This is a genomic window from Paenibacillus pectinilyticus (genome assembly GCF_001700435.1).
Classification (GTDB): domain Bacteria; phylum Bacillota; class Bacilli; order Paenibacillales; family NBRC-103111; genus Paenibacillus_E; species Paenibacillus_E pectinilyticus.
In genome coordinates this window covers 243986-261872 of sequence record NZ_LYPC01000011.1, presented here as the reverse complement: position 1 = coordinate 261872, position 17887 = coordinate 243986, and the positions used below count along the sequence as shown (strand labels likewise).

General features: G+C 49.1%; 14 protein-coding genes. 13 read left to right on the top strand and 1 reads right to left on the bottom strand.

From position 1 onward, the window contains the following. Positions 1–15: 15 nt before the first annotated feature. Positions 16–1764, top strand: a complete 1749-nt coding sequence (locus A8709_RS04945) for an ABC transporter ATP-binding protein (protein ID WP_065851064.1) — start codon at positions 16–18, stop codon at positions 1762–1764. Between the two features lie 920 nt (positions 1765–2684). On the opposite strand, the gene A8709_RS04940 is transcribed toward A8709_RS04945, so the two are convergent. Next, positions 2685–3896 carry an MFS transporter gene (locus tag A8709_RS04940; RefSeq protein WP_065851063.1) on the bottom strand — a complete coding sequence of 404 codons (1212 nt, stop codon included), beginning with the start codon at positions 3894–3896 and terminating at the stop codon, positions 2685–2687. 269 nt (positions 3897–4165) lie between these two features. Between A8709_RS04940 and A8709_RS04935 the strand changes: the two genes are divergently transcribed. The 12 genes from A8709_RS04935 (at position 4166) to A8709_RS04880 (ending at position 17885) form a co-directional block, all read left to right on the top strand. Next, positions 4166–4609, top strand: a complete 444-nt coding sequence (locus A8709_RS04935; RefSeq protein WP_065851062.1) for a MarR family winged helix-turn-helix transcriptional regulator — start codon at positions 4166–4168, stop codon at positions 4607–4609. A 109-nt stretch (positions 4610–4718) separates the two neighbouring features. After that, the gene (locus tag A8709_RS04930; protein ID WP_065851061.1) at positions 4719–5675 is read left to right on the top strand and encodes a ring-cleaving dioxygenase; all 957 of its coding nucleotides are present in this window, start codon (positions 4719–4721) and stop codon (positions 5673–5675) included. Further along, positions 5672–6280, top strand: coding sequence for an alpha/beta hydrolase (locus tag A8709_RS04925; RefSeq protein WP_065851060.1), 609 nt, complete (start codon positions 5672–5674; stop codon positions 6278–6280). Before A8709_RS04930 ends, A8709_RS04925 begins: the two co-directional genes overlap by 4 nt. A 40-nt stretch (positions 6281–6320) precedes the next feature. After that, the gene (locus A8709_RS04920; RefSeq protein ID WP_065851259.1) at positions 6321–6932 is read left to right on the top strand and encodes a flavin reductase family protein; all 612 of its coding nucleotides are present in this window, start codon (positions 6321–6323) and stop codon (positions 6930–6932) included. Positions 6933–7159: 227 nt separating this feature from the next. Further along, positions 7160–8197 (top strand): Delta(5) desaturase DesA, encoded by a 1038-nt coding sequence (gene desA, locus A8709_RS04915; RefSeq protein ID WP_065851059.1) that lies wholly within the window; start codon positions 7160–7162, stop codon positions 8195–8197. 371 nt (positions 8198–8568) lie between these two features. Further along, positions 8569–9192, top strand: a complete 624-nt coding sequence (locus A8709_RS04910) for a TetR/AcrR family transcriptional regulator (protein WP_065851058.1) — start codon at positions 8569–8571, stop codon at positions 9190–9192. 157 nt (positions 9193–9349) lie between these two features. Further along, positions 9350–12460 (top strand): MMPL family transporter, encoded by a 3111-nt coding sequence (locus A8709_RS04905; RefSeq protein ID WP_065851057.1) that lies wholly within the window; start codon positions 9350–9352, stop codon positions 12458–12460. A gap of 170 nt (positions 12461–12630) precedes the next feature. Beyond that, positions 12631–12852 (top strand): hypothetical protein, encoded by a 222-nt coding sequence (locus tag A8709_RS04900; RefSeq protein WP_141692431.1) that lies wholly within the window; start codon positions 12631–12633, stop codon positions 12850–12852. Between the two features lie 10 nt (positions 12853–12862). Beyond that, positions 12863–14404 (top strand): spore germination protein, encoded by a 1542-nt coding sequence (locus tag A8709_RS04895; protein ID WP_141692430.1) that lies wholly within the window; start codon positions 12863–12865, stop codon positions 14402–14404. An 18-nt stretch (positions 14405–14422) separates the two neighbouring features. Next, positions 14423–15520, top strand: coding sequence for a GerAB/ArcD/ProY family transporter (locus A8709_RS04890; RefSeq protein ID WP_065851055.1), 1098 nt, complete (start codon positions 14423–14425; stop codon positions 15518–15520). Further along, positions 15504–16736: a Ger(x)C family spore germination protein gene (locus A8709_RS04885; RefSeq protein ID WP_065851054.1), complete on the top strand. Its 1233-nt coding sequence runs from the start codon at positions 15504–15506 to the stop codon at positions 16734–16736. Before A8709_RS04890 ends, A8709_RS04885 begins: the two co-directional genes overlap by 17 nt. Positions 16737–16952: 216 nt before the next feature. After that, the gene (locus tag A8709_RS04880) at positions 16953–17885 is read left to right on the top strand and encodes an ABC transporter permease (protein WP_244163105.1); all 933 of its coding nucleotides are present in this window, start codon (positions 16953–16955) and stop codon (positions 17883–17885) included. Positions 17886–17887 lie beyond the last annotated feature (2 nt).

Genomic DNA, 17887 nt, shown 5'->3' with positions numbered 1-17887 from the left:
TAGGAGGACGACAGATTGTCTAAACCGACTACGGCCAGGCGACTTATTTCTTACGCCCTCGTCTACAAGTTCAGAATTCTCGGCGCGATGCTCATTCTTTGTTGTTCCGTCGCTGCCGAGCTGGGCGGGCCTTATATAACGAAAACCATTATTGATCACCATCTCTCAACCGGTGCGCAAGAAATTGCTCCCGTGCTTAAGCTGCTTGGCCTCTATATGGGGCTGCTGCTAACGGCTGGTCTTTGTAATTATTCGCAAGCATACATCTTACAATCCACCGCGCTGCAAATTATCAAAAATATGCGGATGGATCTCATGCAGCATATTCAGCGCATTTCACTGCGTTATTTCGATACCACGCCGATTGGGCAGGTTGTTTCCCGAATTGCGAATGATACCGAAGCGGTACGTGACCTTTTCATGAGCTTCATGGCGACCTTCGTTGTCAGCATCATGCAGCTCATAGGTATTTATGTGGCACTCTTCTTGTTGGATTGGCATCTGGCCTTATATGGCTTAGTGCTTCCGCCGATCTTTGTTGTGATTATGTATGTTCATCTCAAATATTCCAAAATCTTCATCACCATCATGCGCGCTAGACTTAGCGATATGAATGCGATGATTAATGAATCGATCGTCGTGATGCCGATTATTCAGGCTTTTCGCCGTGAGAAGGTTACACTGGATGAGTTCGAAGTCCTGAACAAAGATCGCTATGTAAACCAGCTGAAACAGTTCCGAATTTATGCCCTTTCCTCGCGGAACGTAGTGGGGACGATCGGCAGCTTGGTGACGGCGATGGTAATTTGGTATTTTGGCGGAAAATCGTTGGGGAGCGCCATCTCCTTCGGGGTGTTTTATGCGTATATTGATTATTTGGGTCGGATTTTCCAACCAATTATCGGTATTTTCGATCAGTTGACGAATGCGCAGCGGGCTTTTGTGTCTGCGGAGAAGGTATTCACCATCCTCGACATGGAAGGTCAAGATGTCGAGAAGGTTGGCCACGTGCAGCGACCAGAGGGTATCGTGAAGTTCGACAATGTGACCTTTGCTTATAAAGAAGGGGAAAACGTACTGAAAGGCATTTCCTTTGAGGCGCGAAAAGGGGAAACTATTGCCCTAGTCGGGCACACCGGCTCAGGCAAAAGCTCCATCATGAACCTGCTCCTCGGCTTCTACGAGCCGCAGGAGGGCGCGATTACGATTGATGGACGCAACATCAAGGGTATGTCCAAGCAAGCGCTCCGCAAGCATATGGGGATCGTCCTGCAGGATCCGTTCTTGTTCGCAGGGGACATCAAGTTCAACGTCAGTCTGTACAACGAGGATATCTCGCTGGACAGAGTGAAGGGGGCGCTGCGCGATGTCGGCGCTGCTGGTTTTATCGAGCAGCTGCCAAACGGCTACGACGAGCAAGTCGTCGAGCGGGGAAGCACGCTGTCCTCGGGCCAGCGGCAGTTGATCTCCTTCGCGCGAGCGCTGGCGTTCGATCCGTCGATCCTGATTCTCGATGAGGCGACAGCCTCCATCGACAGCGAGACGGAAGGCCTCATCCAGCGCGCGCTGAAGGTTGTGAGTGAAGGGCGCACAACGCTCGTCATCGCGCACCGGTTGTCCACGATCCGCGATGCGGATCAAATTCTTGTGCTGCACCGCGGCGAGATCGCCGAGCGTGGCAATCATGACACGCTTATGGCGCTGGGCGGCCGCTACGCGAAAATGTACCAACTGCAGAAGGGCGCTTCAGCAGTTGTAGGATAGTAGAAATGCGCTCCCTCGGGTGATTGAGGGAGCGCATTTTTTGTGTTGGGCAAGCGCCGCGTGATATGGCGCGGCATACCGGCGCAAGCGTAGGCTCCACCGCCGTTCAGCCCAAGTCCCAGCAGCTCGACCGACGCTAACTGGAAAACCTACAGTTAATTTCGAATATTTTGCTCCTGACGAAGGATTAGATGGATTTCCTACAGCTAAAATCATCGAAATGCGCCTGATCCGCAAAATACGGCCAAATTAGTTGCAGGAAATACAGTTAGCAAGCAGAGAAGTGAGGAAAGTTGCTAAATTAGCTGTACGTTATACAGTTAGCTTGAACGTGAGCGAGTAGCTAAACCATTAGGCCATTAGCTTGAACGTGACAGAGTAGCTAAACCATTTAATTTGTTAACAACACATATCCCTCAAAAGTCGCTTAACCCATCATCAGAACGTATCCTCGCAACAGCAAGCTAACGCACTAATAAACACGCTAATTACTTCATTTGATGCAGGAATTGCGAAGTGGCGGAGTGCCCGCAACTTCGTGGCTCTTCCGTCACTAACCCTGACCCCACCTCGGCTAACTGGAAAACCTCCAGTTAATTTCGAGAATTTTACTCCTGACGAAGGATTAGATTGATTTCCTACAGTTAAAATCACCGAAATGCGCCTGATCTGCAAAATACGGCCAAATTACCTGCAGGAAATACAGTTAGCACAACGGAAAGTGAGGAAAGTGGCGAAATTAGCTGTACGTTTTACAGTTAGCTTGAACGTGAGAGAGTAGCCAAACCATTAATTTGTTAACAACACGTACCCCTAGCATCGAGACGAGGGTTATTTAGGCTAAAAAAACAGCGGCATGTTAAGACTTGATGACCAAGTCCTAGCTGCCGCTGGCGCACTTATGCAGACTCGCGTTACGCTTAAGCTGCTTTATTTAAGTTCTTCACGTTGCGTTCCTTCAAATAACTCCACACCATTAATACAAACCCAGCCCCGGTTAAACCGGCGCCGATCCAAGGCAGGGACGTCAGGCCGGTGTGCGTAATCGCCCAGCCGCCGAGGAAAGCGCCGCCCGCATTGCCAAGATTCAACGCGGAATGCGTTGAGGTGGCTGCGAGCTCCGGTGCTTCTTTGGCCAGATTCATGATGCGAATCTGCAGCCCAGGCAAAATCCCGAACGATGCGATCCCCCAGATGAAGATGGTGACGATCGCGGCAACAGGGAACTGGTCCGTATAAGCAAATACGGCTAGGATGAGGGCCAGAGCGGCAAAGTTGCCGATCAAGGACGGCATCAGCTTCCAGTCGGCGAGTTTGCCGCCAACGATGTTGCCTAACGTGACCCCAAAGCCGAATAAGACGAGAATCCACGTCACGCTGCTTTCTTTAAAGCCCGTTACTTGAATCAAGATCGGTGCAATGTAAGTAAACACCGCGAACAAGCTGCTGCAGCCTAGCGCGCCAATTAGAAAAACTAGCAAAAGCCGCGGCTGCAAGAGAGAACGAACCTGCCTTTGAAGGCTGCTATTCGTTTTGGACTGAATTTGCGGGATGAAGATAAGAATGCCGATGAATGAAATGATCCCCATGATGACAACTGAACCAAAGGAGGCACGCCAGCCGAGATGCTGACCGATGAATGTGCCAAGTGGCACGCCTAGGATATTGGCAATGGTCAGACCTGCCATCATGACGGATATGGCGCTCGCCCTTTTCTCGGGCCTGACTAAATTCGCTGCGATGACGGAGCCCACACCGAAGAAGGTACCGTGTGCCAAGGCTGTGATCAGCCTTGCTATGAGCACAACGCTATAGCTCGGTGCGAGGGCCGCTAATCCGTTACCTAAGATGAAAATAAGCATCAGCACCAACAGCAGGCGCTTTTGCGGCAGCTTGTGCGTAAGCATGGCAAGAATAGGGGCGCCGAAAGCCACGCCGAGCGCATAGCCCGTAATGAGCTGCCCCGCTTGAGATATACTAACGTTCAAGTCATCCGCGACATTCGGTAGAATTCCCATGATGACGAACTCGGTCATACCAATGGCGAAAGCGCCGACCGTAAGGGAGAAAAGGGAGATAGGGAACCGTTCTTTCTCGGCCGCCGTCCCTTGTAAAACGTGTGAAGTATGCATGAATGGACTAACCAACCTTTCTTCCGTTCTAAAGGTCTAATCATACCATGAGGACTGGTCTAAAAGTTGTGACAATCTGTTCAAGATTTTGCCATAAGTATGAGGGGGAGTGAAAGGACATACTAGCTAGTAAGGTGCAACGTATAAAAAGGCCCTCCATTCGAGCTGCTGAGTCAGTAAATTATTTTAATCACACCTGTTGACATTTATCTTTAAATAAAGTATCTTTAAATTAAGATAAACGAAGCGATGAAATGAGGTGAAGCAACATGAGCGAAATGAGAAATGATTCTCTAGATCTGTATATCGCCCTTTCCAGAGCGAGCGAGTGGGTGAATGCCCACGGGGATCGAGATATTCGCAAGCATGGACTGAACCGCACAGAGTTTGGTGTTCTGGAGCTGCTTTACCACAAGGGCGCGCAGGCGATTCAACAAATAGGCAGCAAGGTGCTGATGAGCAGCGGGAACATTACGTATGTCGTCGATAAGCTGGTGAAAAAGGAATATGTAGTTCGCAACACATCCACAGAAGATCGCCGATTAATTTTTGCTGAAATTACGGAAAAAGGGAAACAATTTATTGAGGATGTATTTCCGAGGCATGCCGAAGTGATTGAGAATGCAGTGGCGGGCCTGACGGAAGACGAGAAGAAGCTGGCAAGTAAGCTTTTGAAGAAGCTTGGCAAATTCGCACAAGAGGGATTCAAGTAGAGGAACGAATGAGTTCTTCTAACGCAGCTCTCTTTTCATCCTAGTAGATCACCATTGCATGTAAACTATCTTTAAATAAAGATTCTTAAATATGAAGGAGTTGGCTATAATGACAACACAACAACAAACCGCAGGTATCCACCATATCACCGCTTTCGTTCAACATGCACAGGCAACCGTAGACTTTTATGCAGGTATTTTGGGACTTCGTATGATCAAAAAAACGATCAATTTCGATGCGCCAGAAGTGTATCATCTCTATTTCGGTAACGAAGCCGGCAGCCCGGGCACGATCATTACTTTCTTCCCTTATGCGGGTTCCCGTAAAGGTCGGATTGGCGGCGGTCAAGTTGGAATCACAACGTATGCAGTACCAATAGGCAGCTTGTCCTTCTGGGAAGCGCGTCTAGCTCAGTTCGGTGTTGCTTTTGAAAAAACAAACCGCTTCGCGGAGACTTATCTTCAGTTCAAAGACCCCGATGGTCTAAAACTTGAGATCGTCGAGCGCGAGCAAGGCGCGGCTAGCCAATGGTCCTTCGGCGGCGTACCAACGGATAAAGCGATCAAAGGCTTCGGAGGCGCTGTTCTGTACAGCACGGCTCCTGACAAAACCTCACAGCTGCTGCAGAACGTGATGGGGCTGCAAAAAGTAGGGCAAGAAGGCGCCTACGCACGCTTCGCATCCTTTGGCGACCTCGGCAACATCGTCGATATCAACGTAACGCCGATGGACTATGGCGCTGGCGGAGCGGGTACGGTGCATCATATCGCTTGGCGTGCCAAAGATGATGCGGAGCACGAGCTCTGGAGAAGCCATGTGGCTAGCCAAGGCTACCACCCTACACCGATCATTGACCGTCAGTATTTCAATGCGATTTACTTCCGTGAGGAAGGGGGCATCCTATTTGAGATTGCCACAGATCCACCGGGGTTTGCGAGAGATGAGCAGCCAGAGGCGCTTGGTGAGAAATTAATGCTGCCAGAATGGTTCGAAGAAAGCCGTGACCAAATCGTGAAAAACCTGCCGCCAATTGAGGTGCGCGTATTGGAGGGGGATAAACAATGAAACATATCTATCAGCAAGGATCTGATCTAACTGCTCCTGTGCTCGTTCTGTTTCACGGAACGGGCGGGACCGAGCAAGACCTGCTGCCTTTGGCGCAGGCCATTTCACCAACGTCCTCCGTGCTAAGCGTGAGGGGGAATGTCCTAGAGAATGGTATGCCGCGGTTCTTCCGCCGGCTTTCGGAGGGCATCTTCGATGAGGAGGATCTCATCTTCCGCACGAAGGAAGTGTATGACTTCCTCGACGCGGCAGCCGTAGAGCATGGTTTCGATCGCTGCAATGTGGTGGCGATCGGTTACTCAAACGGCGCGAACATCGCGGGCAGCCTGTTGTTCCATTACCCGGATGCGCTGCGCGCCGCCATCCTGCATCACCCGATGGTGCCGCGGCGCGGCCTGCAGCTGCCAGACCTCACGAACACGCCGGTTTTCATCGGCGCGGGCAAGAACGACCCGATCTGCTCACCAGAGGAGTCAGAGGAGCTGGAGCGCCTGCTGAGCGATGCAGGCTCCGATGTGCATGTGCATTGGGAGAATTCCGGTCACCAATTGACGCGTTCGGAGGTTTTTGCCGCAGCGGAGTGGCTGAAGGGCATTTCGTTTTAAGCCGTGATCCATCCATGGGAGGAGTGATCGAATGGACGCGATGTTAGGCATCGACCCAGCAACGCAAACTGAACGTAACAACTACAAGCTGCTGATCGGCAGTATCATTCCACGGCCGATTGCCTTCGTCACGACGTTGTCCTCAGAAGGCGTGCTGAACGCTGCGCCGTTCAGCTATTTCACCATCGTGACGGCTGACCCGCCGATGGTGGCCGTCTCCGTGCAGCGGAAGCAGGGTGTCCGCAAGGACACCTCCCGCAATGCGGTCGATACCGGCGAGTTCGTCGTCCATATCGCCGACGAGTCCTACATCGACCAGATCAACCAAGCTGCGGCCGCGCTGCCGCCCGAGGAAAGCGAAGTGGCGCTGACGGGGCTGACGCCCGTCGCGAGCAGCCGCATCAGGGTCCCTGGCGTCGCAGAAGCCAGCATTCGCATGGAATGCGTGCTCGAGCAGGTGGTTCCCCTCGGAGGAACCAAGGAGTCGCCTTCGGCAGATTTATTGATCGGCCGTGTCGTCTTTTTTCACATCAACGAGACATTGATCGATCACGGGCATATTGATCCGCAGCAGTTGAAGCCCGTCAGCCGGTTAGCCGGCAGTTCGTATGCGAAGCTTGGCGAGCTTTTTACCCTAGATCGACCCCAATAAAAGAGACGAAGGGCCCCGTTCTTCCGCAGAACGAGTGGCACTTCGTCTTTTTTTTCATAGCTTACTTATATTGCCTTTTACAAAAACGGGTTACCCCCGTATGATGAGAGGGCTATGTAACATTAATTATCCTAGAACGGGAACTTAATCCGATTCGCAACGTACTACATCAAGTGATAATAACTGACGAGATCCGACACAATGCGGAGAGAAGGAGTTCTAACAGGATGAAGCATGAGGACAAGGGTGGGTGGCGGTCTGATATCGCGCCTTTCGAAAGACCACATATGAAGCATAGTGTGTGGCAAATCATCAATACAGTGGGACCCTTTTTCGTGCTATGGTATTTAGCTTTTCTAAGTCTTTCAGTATCCGTATGGCTTACGTTTGCCATCGATCTCCTTGCAGCAGGATTTCTGATCCGAATTTTCATTATTTTTCATGATTGCTGCCACAAATCCTTTTTCAAAAACAAATTAGCCAATGAAATTGTCGGCACACTAACAGGCATACTAACCTTCGTACCTTACCATCAGTGGCGTCATACGCACTCCGTTCATCATGCTTCCAGCGGCAACTTAGATCGTAGAGGTGTGGGTGATATTTGGACATATACCGTGGATGAATATATGAAAGCATCATGGCTCAAAAGAATGACGTACCGCTTGTACCGCAGCCCTTTTGTGATGTTCGTTGTGGGACCAATCTTCATCTTCCTGATTGATTACCGATTTAACCGCAAGCGTGCGGGGATGAAAGAACGCATCAATACGTATATCACGAATGTTGCCATCGTTGGCAGCAGTGCATTGCTTTGCTGGGGCATGGGGTGGGAATCCTTCCTGCTGATTCAAGGACCGATGTTCTTCTTCTCAGGCATGGCGGGCATCTGGTTGTTCTATGTTCAACATAATTATGAGGAATCCTATTTTGAAAACGATACCGAATGGGATTATGTCAAAGCGGCCATGCACGGCAGCTCGTTCTACAATTTGCCGCGTATCCTGCACTGGATCACGGGGGATATTGGGTATCATCATATTCATCATTTAAGTCCTCGCGTGCCGAATTACCATCTGCGCAAAGTTCATAATAAGAGCGCAGCGCTTCGCAATGTGCAAACGATTACGTTGAAAACGAGTCTAGAATCTCTCAAATTCCGCATCTGGAATGAGGAGTCCAAGAAGTTCATTCAGTTCAAGGATTTGAAGCAATTCCGGATGAAAGTGAAGCCGCGTATTATTAAAGCCGTAGATGTAGAGTGAGATGTAGAATGATTATGGAGCCGTCTGTTCTGAATAACTTCAGGGTGACGGTTTTTTGGTTAGTAAGGGCACACATCAACTAGTCGTGCCTCTCTTATGGTATTCTCAAATAAGCCCGCACAGCGTGCCTATTTGTCGAAATCGAAGCCAACTCGAGGGGATAAGCAAGCGAGGTGTGCTTATTCGTGCATAATCAGTTGCATATGTGCGGACATGAAGCTCACTAGCAAGCCTGGTGGTCTTATCTGCCTGGATCCCTCGCGATCAGACTGGATAAGCACTCGTGAAGTGCTTAACACTTCCTGTTGCAATAGCCTGATGGGCGCTGTATAATCCCTTTATGACGTCAAAAAGTGAACAGGTGTTTATTAATGCAAATTTTAAAAGATGAAGTCAAAAAGAGTATCCGCAAAGCGGCCTTGTCCGAGTTCAAGAAGCATGGATATTTGAAAGCCTCCATTCGGCAAATTGCAGATGCCGCCGGCATCACACCAGGTAACATCTACCGCTACTTCAAGAGCAAGGATGACTTGTTCGACGAGCTGATCCAGCCGATTCAAGAGCAATTAGCCGAAGTTCTGCGTGTAACGAAGCAAGAAGTAGACAGCACGCTTTGTACCGAATTATCCGATCATTTGCTGATCCTACGTAGAATTGATGCTTCGCTGATGCTGCTGTTTAAGGAGTCCAGCACAGAGCTCACGATTCTGCTCAATCTGAGCGAGGGCTCGCGCTTCGCGTCGGCGAAACAAGATGTGATAACGCTCGTGAACCAGATTATCACCGAGGTATTCACCGAGGAGATTGCACCATCAGGCGTGTTATCACCGAAGGAGCAGTTAGCCGCTAGCATGATTGCGACCACCATGATTGAGAGCATAAGCCTGATCCTGCGCGACCATGAGGATGGCGATACGATCAAAATGCTCGTTGATGAACTGTTGTACCTCTATTGCACAGGTATTTCAGAAAAAATAAAGCTGCTGAAAGCCTAAGCGGCTGTGATGCATGTCCATGTAGTTCCAGGCAGTTCCTAGCTTCGCCATGACACACGGGATCGCCCCTCAAGGGCGGTCACGTCATTTCATATATAGGCACGACCTTTTTTTTGGCTCAATAATGAACGCTTGTTTACTGGAGGAGAAGAGAGAGATGAAATCAATTATTAAATGGCGCTGGGTCATTGTTGCGATCTGGCTAGTCGCCACGGTGCTGCTGACGGTTATTCAACCAGACGTGAATGCCATTCTTGGACTTAGAGGGCAAGACCCGCTGCGCAGTGACAGTCCCTCGAAGGTAGCTTCGACGATTTTGAACAAGATTAATGGGGTCGAGGGGACGAGTGATATCGTCGTTTTCCATAACCCGAATAAGCTGTCTGATGCGGATATGAAGGGTATCGAGGCGGGCATTACGAGTATGAAAAGCCATCAAAAGGAGCTTGGCTTCGATCAACTGCTGGATCCCTTCTCCTTACCAGACGCGAAGTCTTCGCTTATTTCGGAGGATGGCACGACCTTGATGGCGAGCTTCTCTTTGGATAAAAGAGGACGTCACGTCGACGACATTCAGAAGGAATTTGAGGCGGTTTTGACTGATGTGAAGGTCGATTATTACCTCTCTGGGGAGGATTTCATCCAGAATGACTACATCAAGGCATCGGAATCTGGGGTAGCGAAAAGCGCTGCGTTAACGGTTATTTTTATCCTCGCAGTCCTTGTTATTATGTTCCGTTCGATTGTCATTCCCTTCGTCTCCCTGCTGGCCGTCGGTATCTCCTATCTGGTTTCGATGGGGATCGCCGCGCAGCTTATTGATAAGTTCAATTTCCCGGTGACGAGTGTGACGCAGATGCTGCTGATCTTAATTCTTTTCGGAATCGGCACGGATTATAACATTCTCTTATTTAATCGATTCAAAGAGGAATTATCCCACGGCTTATCCGTGGATGAAGCGATCAGCGTGACGTACCGTACAGCGGGTAAAACGATTTTTTACAGCATTTTAACCGTGTTTATCGCGTTTGCGGCATTGACGTTCTCGGACTTCGGTATTTATAAATCAGGTAACGTGGTGGCCATTGGAACGGCGATCCTGTTGCTGCAAATTCTAACGGTTACACCATTCTTCATGAAAATGCTCGGGAATAAACTCTATTGGCCTTCCAAAGGTGCCACAGGGCACAAGGAAAGCAAATTCTGGGCAGGCCTAACAAGTATTGCAGTCAAAAGACCGATCATTACAACGGTGATCATTCTGATCGTGACGGTTCCGTTGGCATTGTCGAATCATCAGAAGCTGTCGTTTGACCAGTTGAAGGAGCTAGGCACGGGGCATGAGTCCACTAAGGGCTTCAGCATTGTGGCGGATCATTTCAGCCGCGGTCAGGCGCTTCCGACGATGGTCGTGATTCAGAACGACACACCACTCAATACGAACGACGGCTTAGCCGCGATTGATAAAGTGACGGAGAAGCTGAAAAGTGTGCCAGGCGTCGACAAAGTATCCAGTGTGACGCAGCCGCAATCGAAGCCGATCGACGATTTCTATATTTCTAGTCAAACCAAGACCGTTGCGGATGGGATTACCGCTTCCCAAAAAGGTGTGAACCAAATTCGTGACGGACTTACACAGATGCAAAGTAAACTGGCTGCGCCAGATACATCCAGCGTTGGACAGCTCGTGGATGGCACGAGTCAGGTGCAGGACGGCTATGGCAAGCTAACGACGGCGCTGGATCAAGTAGCTAGCGGTATCGCGCAAGGTGCTAACGGTGCGGGAGATCTGAGCAAGGGGATTGCCGGATTGAAAGATGGCATGACGCAAGTCGAGAGCAATACCGGTAAGATCAGTGATGGACTTACACAGTTACAGCAGGGGTATACGTCAGTCACAGATGGTTACACGCAGATTGAAAGTCAGCTTACGGGCATCCAGCAAGGACTTGTTGGGATGAATGGGTTGATTGGCGGGCTTGGTACGAAGTACAGCCAGCTGACAACCGATGCTGATTACATCAAGCTGAAGCAAACCGGCGAAGGGCTTGCCTCCGGTCTGACGCAGCTGAGCGGCGGACTTGCGGAGCTTGGCAAGAACGCAGCCAAGCTGAATGGCGCTTTCGCGGACACGACGAAAGGCTTGGCGCAAGTGAACGGCGCGCAGGCGCAGCTTGCCGCTGGATTGGCGCAGCTGCAGAGCGGAGCGGATGAGCTCGCGAAAGGGCTGAAGCAAGGCAGCGCTGGCAGCCGCGAGATCGCTGCCAACATGGCGAAGCTGAACGCTGCGCTTGGCAGCGTCAAGGACGGTCAGCAGAAGCTGAGCGAAGGCTTGTCAGGGCTCAGCGGCGGCATGGGCCAGCTGAAGGACGGCCTTGGCCAGAGCGGCAACGGACTCGGTGACGTGTCCGATGGGCTTGGCAAAACGAGCCAGTTCCTGACGCAGCTGAACGGCTCGAGAACGTTCTTTATCCCGAAAGAAGCGCTGTCGAGCGCGGATTTCGGGAAGTCCTTGGACAATTTCATGTCCAAGGATCGGACGATGACGAAGATGATCGTCATCTTGAAGGATGACCCGTATTCGTCGTCAGCGATGGATACGATTGAAGGCATTAACGCTGAGCTTGCAGCTAGCGTGAAGGGCACGGTTCTAGAGAACGCGAAGGTGGGCGCAGCAGGGCCGAGCTCGACCACGTATGACACGAACAAGGCGCAGGTGAAGTCGTTCAACAGTACGGCGATCATCGTGATCATCGGCGTGTTCATTGTCTTGTTGTTCGTGATTCGCACGTTCTGGCCAACCGTTTACATCATAGTGAGCTTATTGATTTCCTACTATGTAGCGATGACGGCGACGAATGTCGTCACGGATAAAATTATCGGTGCCGACGGCGTTTCTTCCTTCGTACCGTTCTTCTCCTTCATCATTATTATTGCGGTTGGTGTCGACTACAGCATCTTCCTCATGATGCGTTACAAAGAGCTTGGCGAATTATCGCCGGCGAAGGCGATTGTTCAGGCCGCCAAGCACATCGGCGGCGTGGTGATCTCGGCCATGGTGATCCTCGGCGGAACTTTCGCCACACTCGTGCCATCCGGTCTCGTCTTGTTGATCGAGCTGGCCGTGGCTGTCATCGTCGGCCTTGTCGTGCTCTGCTTCGTTCTGCTGCCGATGCTGCTGCCAGCTTTGCTGGCACTGCCAGAATCGCTAAGAGCGAAGCGCGGCGTGGCGTCGCGCAAGGCATCTACGGAGAGTCGTACAGTGTAAGTGTAGAATAAAACTATCGTAATTACAGGAAGGCTTCCTTCCAGGCTGATTGTGCCTGGGGGGAGGCCTTTTGTGTTTACGCACTTATTCCTGCAATGTTCGCATCCAGTACAGCTAGATTTGGATAAAAGTAGGAAAATATGCAGAACCTAGTGTCAAAATAAAATTAGGTGATACCTATGCTATCGTTCCTTGTTACTCTTTTTCTGCTCAGTATTGGTTTTCCTCGAAAAAGCACGCGCCAACAAGATAGCAGAATCGTTATTGCCTATGTTTCCTTGGCTGTGATTAGTCTCATTCTCGCTGTTCTTCATGTGACGGAAACAACTTATATACTAACGAATGTATTACAAAACATCATGAACAGTATTGCTGAAAAGGTGGGCGGATAGTGTGTCTTTTATGGGAAAGCTTCTTAAGAAATCAGCAGCGAGCGCACCGTCCGGTACACTGACGGAAGCCGTTGAATTACTAGAGCAGTCCGTCGAGCAGTTGAGCGGCGACCTAGAGAAGGATTTGAACTTGATCCGTGGAGCTACTCAGAATCCGTCCGATCTTATTGTTCGGGAGCTTCTTCTGGAGAAGGGGGATGGTTCGGAGATTCGAGCTGCTGTTCTTTACATTGATGGGCTTGCTGAAAAAGATATTGTCCATCAATGTGTCATCCTTCCCCTCATGCAAATCGATGCTAATGCGCAAGTCACCTTAACGTATATTGAGAATTTTGTTATAACGGCTAGTGGGATCAAACGGGTCAATACACTGCATGAGAGCATCGCCGGATTGCTCTATTCAAATACGCTTGTTTTGCTCGATGGGAGTACGGACATCTTACTCATTACCTCCGAAGGCTGGGAACATCGCTTCGTCTCCAATCCGACTAGTGAGCCTATTATTCGGGGCCCTCAGGATGCGTTTAATGAGGTGCTTCGAACGAACACAGCCTTGATCAGAAGAAAAATTAAAGACCCGAAATTGGTGCTCTTCCCTATTCAAATAGGTACACGAACATTGACGGATGGTGTGATCGCGTATCTACAGGATGTTGCGAATCCGAGCATCGTGAATGAGGTTAAGAGAAGACTTGCCAAGATTGAAACGGAAGGGATTCTGGACAGCGGTCAGCTGGAGGATTATTTGAAGGACTCTCCGTACTCGCCATTCCCGCAAATCAGCTCAACAGAACGAGCGGATAAAACAGCGGCGGCGATCTTGGAGGGTAAAATTGTCGTTCTTGTTGACGGCACGCCATTTGCACTGACGATGCCAATCACTTTCACCGAATTTCTACTGGCTACGGAAGATTATTACACGAACTTTTGGGCGGCCACGATGATTCGCTGGGTGCGATTCCTGGCGATGCTTATGGCGCTGATGCTGCCTTCCATCTATATTGCGATTACGACATTTCATCAGGAAATGCTGCCGACAGAGCTGATGCTGGCCATTGCGAGCAATCGCAGCGGCATCCCATTTCCGGCATTTTCTGAAGCGCTGATTATGGAAATCAGCTTGGAGCTGCTTCGCGAAGCTAGTCTCCGCCTGCCTGGCACAATGGGTCAAACCGTTGGCATCGTTGGCGCACTTGTGATTGGGCAGGCCGCCGTTCAAGCTAATATCGTTGGCCCTGTCTTGACCATTATCGTATCATTTACGGCCATTGGCGCCTTTGCTATACCGAATTATAATGCCTCCTTAGCGATTAGGCTGTTGCGTTTTCCGATTATGGCGTTAGCAGCGGTATTGGGTATTTTCGGTATCGTGTTCGCCACCGGTTGTATTCTCATCCATATGATTCATCTACGTTCCTTTGGTGTCAGCTATCTGGCTTCTCTGACCCCTCAATCCTTACAAGTTGTGGATGATTCCGTTGTTCTCAAAAAGCCAGCGTTCGCTTTGAAATATCGTCCAGCTTTTCTTGGTTTTAAGAGGCACAAACCGTAAGCGAGTGGAGGAATAGCCTTGTCAGCACACCTAACAACCAAGCAAATTATGATCCTGCTATGCTTCATTGCTTTTGGTACGATCTTTTTTACACTACCGCGCACGTTAGCTCAAGCTTCAGGGCATAGTGGATGGTTGTCGATTCTCATAGGCAGCCTTATGACAATTCCCATTTTATGGTTAATTAAACAAATAGGTTCATCCATGCAAGAGATGAGCCTTATCGGGTATTGCTTAAGCCTATTTGGGCCCATCTTCGGGCGTTTGTATGCACTTCTTCTTTTGTTGCCCTTGGTGTTTTTTTCCGCAGTTATCATACGTATCATTGCGGAAATTATCGTTTCACTCGTTCTTCCGGAAACGCCCTTGGAGCTGGTAATTTTCATGTTGCTCGTTCTGCGTTATTATTTAGCGCTTGGCGGGATGTTATCGATTGCTCGCTGGGGGGAAATCATCGCACCCGGCGTTGTTGTCCTGCTCGTTATTATGCTTACCCTTTCGCTAGAAAACGTAGATATGGAGCGTATAGAACCTTTATTTAATGCCTCAATGATGGATGTTTTTAAGGGTTCTTTAGGCATTTGCAGTGTGTTCTCTGAGTTCACCGTGCTCCTGCTTATTTACCCGCAAGTCAAGAATAAAGGCCAAGTGTTTCCTGCACTTTTGTGGTCGATGTTCATTGTTGTGTGTTTGTTTGAAGTGATCTTCTTAATTACGATGGGGACCTACGGGAATGCTTTTACACAAAGACTTATTTTTCCTGTTATTGAATTGGTAAAAGACATTGCCATATTTGAATTTATTGAGCACTTGGAGAGTCCCTTCTTGGCCTTATGGTTATTCATTAATGTAACCAAAGGAACTTTGATGTTCTACGCTTGCTGTGTCGGTTCTCGTGACTGGTTCGGCACAGTGGACGTTGGGAAACTGATGATTCCTATATCTGTGATCATCTTTTATTTATCTTTAATCCCAGACAATATCTACGCTAGCATCGTGAGTTTCGAAATAGCCAAAGGGGCTACATTCTGCCTGTATGCGCTCGTAGTACTCACGGTTCTATGGTTAGCAGGTAAGATGAAAGCAAGGAGAGCCGCGAATGAGCACACGGTGTAGAAGCATCAACATGCTGTTGCTGATCGCAATTCTCCTCTTAACCACGGGATGTTGGAATAGACAAGAAGCCGATAAGATTGAATATGTCCTTGCTGCGGGTATCGACCTTAACGATAAAGGACAGATCGTTCTCACGGTTCTCACACCTGTATTGGAGGCTATGAAACCAACGAGCGGCTTAAAGGGTGAGCAAAAGAAAACATTGAGTGTTGTCGGAAATACAACCTTCGAGGCCGCGCGGAGCTATATAAAAATTGTGGGAAGAAAGCTATATTGGTCCCACTTGCAGGTATTGATAATTGGAGAAGAAGCTGCAAAGACCAACGTGAACCACTATCTGGATTTCTTCTCATCGGACCCTGAGCTCAGAGGTACAGCATACATTGCGCTGGCCAAAGGACGTGCGCTCGATATGCTGGAGTCAAGTCCAGACATTACGGCCTTATCTTCGAATTATTTGAAGGATAGCATTACGAATACGGATTTAGAAGGTAAATCCGTCAAAGTACATTTTACTGAATTCGCTCGCAAGCTTGCAGAACCAACGGGCGGGCAACCTTTCACTTCTATGCTTCAGTTAGTTGAACAATCGGACTATGTGAAAGACACGGTTGGCGTGAAGCCCTACCAAGGAGGGGAGACACATCAATCCAGTTTATTTTACACATCAGGAACTGGCGTATTCTCCAATGGGAAGCTGGTAGGAACCTTGAATGGCACAGAGACGAGAGGCTTCATGTGGGTCAGGGGTAAGCTGAAATCGTCGATTGTTGTCGTCCCTTGCCCAGATGACTCGAATTGTCGAATATCCTTGGAAATCGCTGGTGAAAAGAAGAGTCGTCAAAAGGTTTATTACCGCGATGGTAAAGCAACCATCCAGCTCCATATTGCTGTGGAATTTAATATTGGGGATAAAGCTAGCACTCAGTTTCAAACGGATGCCAAAACGATCACCTATTTGGAAGATCAATTGTCGGGTACGATTCGCAGTGAAGTACAATTGGCATTTCGCAAGATTGCTATCAAGTATAAATCAGACATATTTGCTTTTGGCAATCGGTTGGAAGACCGCGATCCCAAACTGTGGAAACAAATTAAAGACCAATGGGAGGAAAGTATTTTACCTGAGGCTGACTTGGACATCCAAGTAAACGCCAAACTTCGGCGAACATCAAGGACGCTATACTCCCCATGGGTGCAAGAAAAACATTCTTAATACAGCGCTAAATTGGAAAAGAGGGACGTATGACGCACTAATAAAGCGTTGTCGTCCCCTATTGCGCTACCTAAGGGCACCTAAAAAAAACACAAGTGAGTGAAAAGCCATTCCATTGTTGGAAGCGCTCTATCGGGGTACGATACACGTATAACATCGACGAAGATGAGTGAGGGGGGCCAGAGGATGGCGGTCAACGCACAAGCAGTGAAACAGATGAATCAGCGTGCGCAAGTGAGTAAGGGGAAAGCCTTGCTACGGACGTTTTGGAAGTATAGGGCGTTGTATTTGATTTCGGTACCAGGCATTATATATTTCATTGTATTCAAGTATGTCCCTCTATTGGGTTCCGTGATTGCGTTCCAGGATTACAATATTTTCAGCGGCATCAAAGGCAGCGAATGGGTGGGACTTGAACATTTTCATCGCATGTTCGCTCATTACGATTTCCTGAATGTTCTCAAAAATACGTTACTCATTGGCTTATATGATTTAGTCATTGCCTTCCCAGCACCAATCGTTCTAGCGCTCTTGCTGAATGAACTGCGAGTTGTGGTGTACAAGCGATTACTGCAAACGGTCGTCTACATGCCGCATTTCCTTTCGTGGGTCATTGTGAGCGGGATCGCGGTTGGGATTCTTTCCCCCTCAACGGGTGCGGTGAATCAATTCATCGCTTGGCTAGGGTTCGAGAAAATCTACTTCTTAGGTGAAGAATCTTGGATTCGCACGGTGCTCATTGGGTCAGGGGTTTGGCGGGATTCCGGTTACGGTACGATTATTTATTTAGCGGCGCTGGCTGGTATTAATCCAGATCTCTATGAAGCTGCTGAAGTAGATGGCGCTAGCCGCTGGAGACAGACGCTTTCGATTACCTTACCATCGTTGTTGCCAACGATTATGATTTTGTTCCTGTTGCATATAGGGAAATTCTTAGATTTCGGTTTCGAACGGGTCTTCGTATTCTTGAACCCGCTTAACAAAGATAATGGCGAAATTCTAGATACGTATATTTATCAGGCTGGGCTCATGGATCAGCAATTCAGTTATACGACGGCGATTGGACTCTTTAAAGCACTAGTGGGCTTATTCTTAATCTCAACAGGTAACTTCTTTAGCAAAAAAACGACAGGCGAGAGTTTATACTAGAC

Bases quoted from the DNA above. Each gene is read 5' to 3' on its own strand.
- A8709_RS04940 (WP_065851063.1), bottom strand. From the start codon at position 3,896: ATGCATACTTCACACGTTTTACAAGGGACGGCGGCCGAGAAAGAACGG.
- A8709_RS04935 (WP_065851062.1), top strand. From the start codon at position 4,166: ATGAGCGAAATGAGAAATGATTCTCTAGATCTGTATATCGCCCTTTCC.
- A8709_RS04930 (WP_065851061.1), top strand. From the start codon at position 4,719: ATGACAACACAACAACAAACCGCAGGTATCCACCATATCACCGCTTTC.
- A8709_RS04925 (WP_065851060.1), top strand. From the start codon at position 5,672: ATGAAACATATCTATCAGCAAGGATCTGATCTAACTGCTCCTGTGCTC.
- A8709_RS04920 (WP_065851259.1), top strand. From the start codon at position 6,321: ATGTTAGGCATCGACCCAGCAACGCAAACTGAACGTAACAACTACAAG.
- desA (WP_065851059.1), top strand. From the start codon at position 7,160: ATGAAGCATGAGGACAAGGGTGGGTGGCGGTCTGATATCGCGCCTTTC.
- A8709_RS04910 (WP_065851058.1), top strand. From the start codon at position 8,569: ATGCAAATTTTAAAAGATGAAGTCAAAAAGAGTATCCGCAAAGCGGCC.
- A8709_RS04905 (WP_065851057.1), top strand. From the start codon at position 9,350: ATGAAATCAATTATTAAATGGCGCTGGGTCATTGTTGCGATCTGGCTA.
- A8709_RS04895 (WP_141692430.1), top strand. From the start codon at position 12,863: ATGGGAAAGCTTCTTAAGAAATCAGCAGCGAGCGCACCGTCCGGTACA.
- A8709_RS04885 (WP_065851054.1), top strand. From the start codon at position 15,504: ATGAGCACACGGTGTAGAAGCATCAACATGCTGTTGCTGATCGCAATT.
- A8709_RS04880 (WP_244163105.1), top strand. From the start codon at position 16,953: ATGAATCAGCGTGCGCAAGTGAGTAAGGGGAAAGCCTTGCTACGGACG.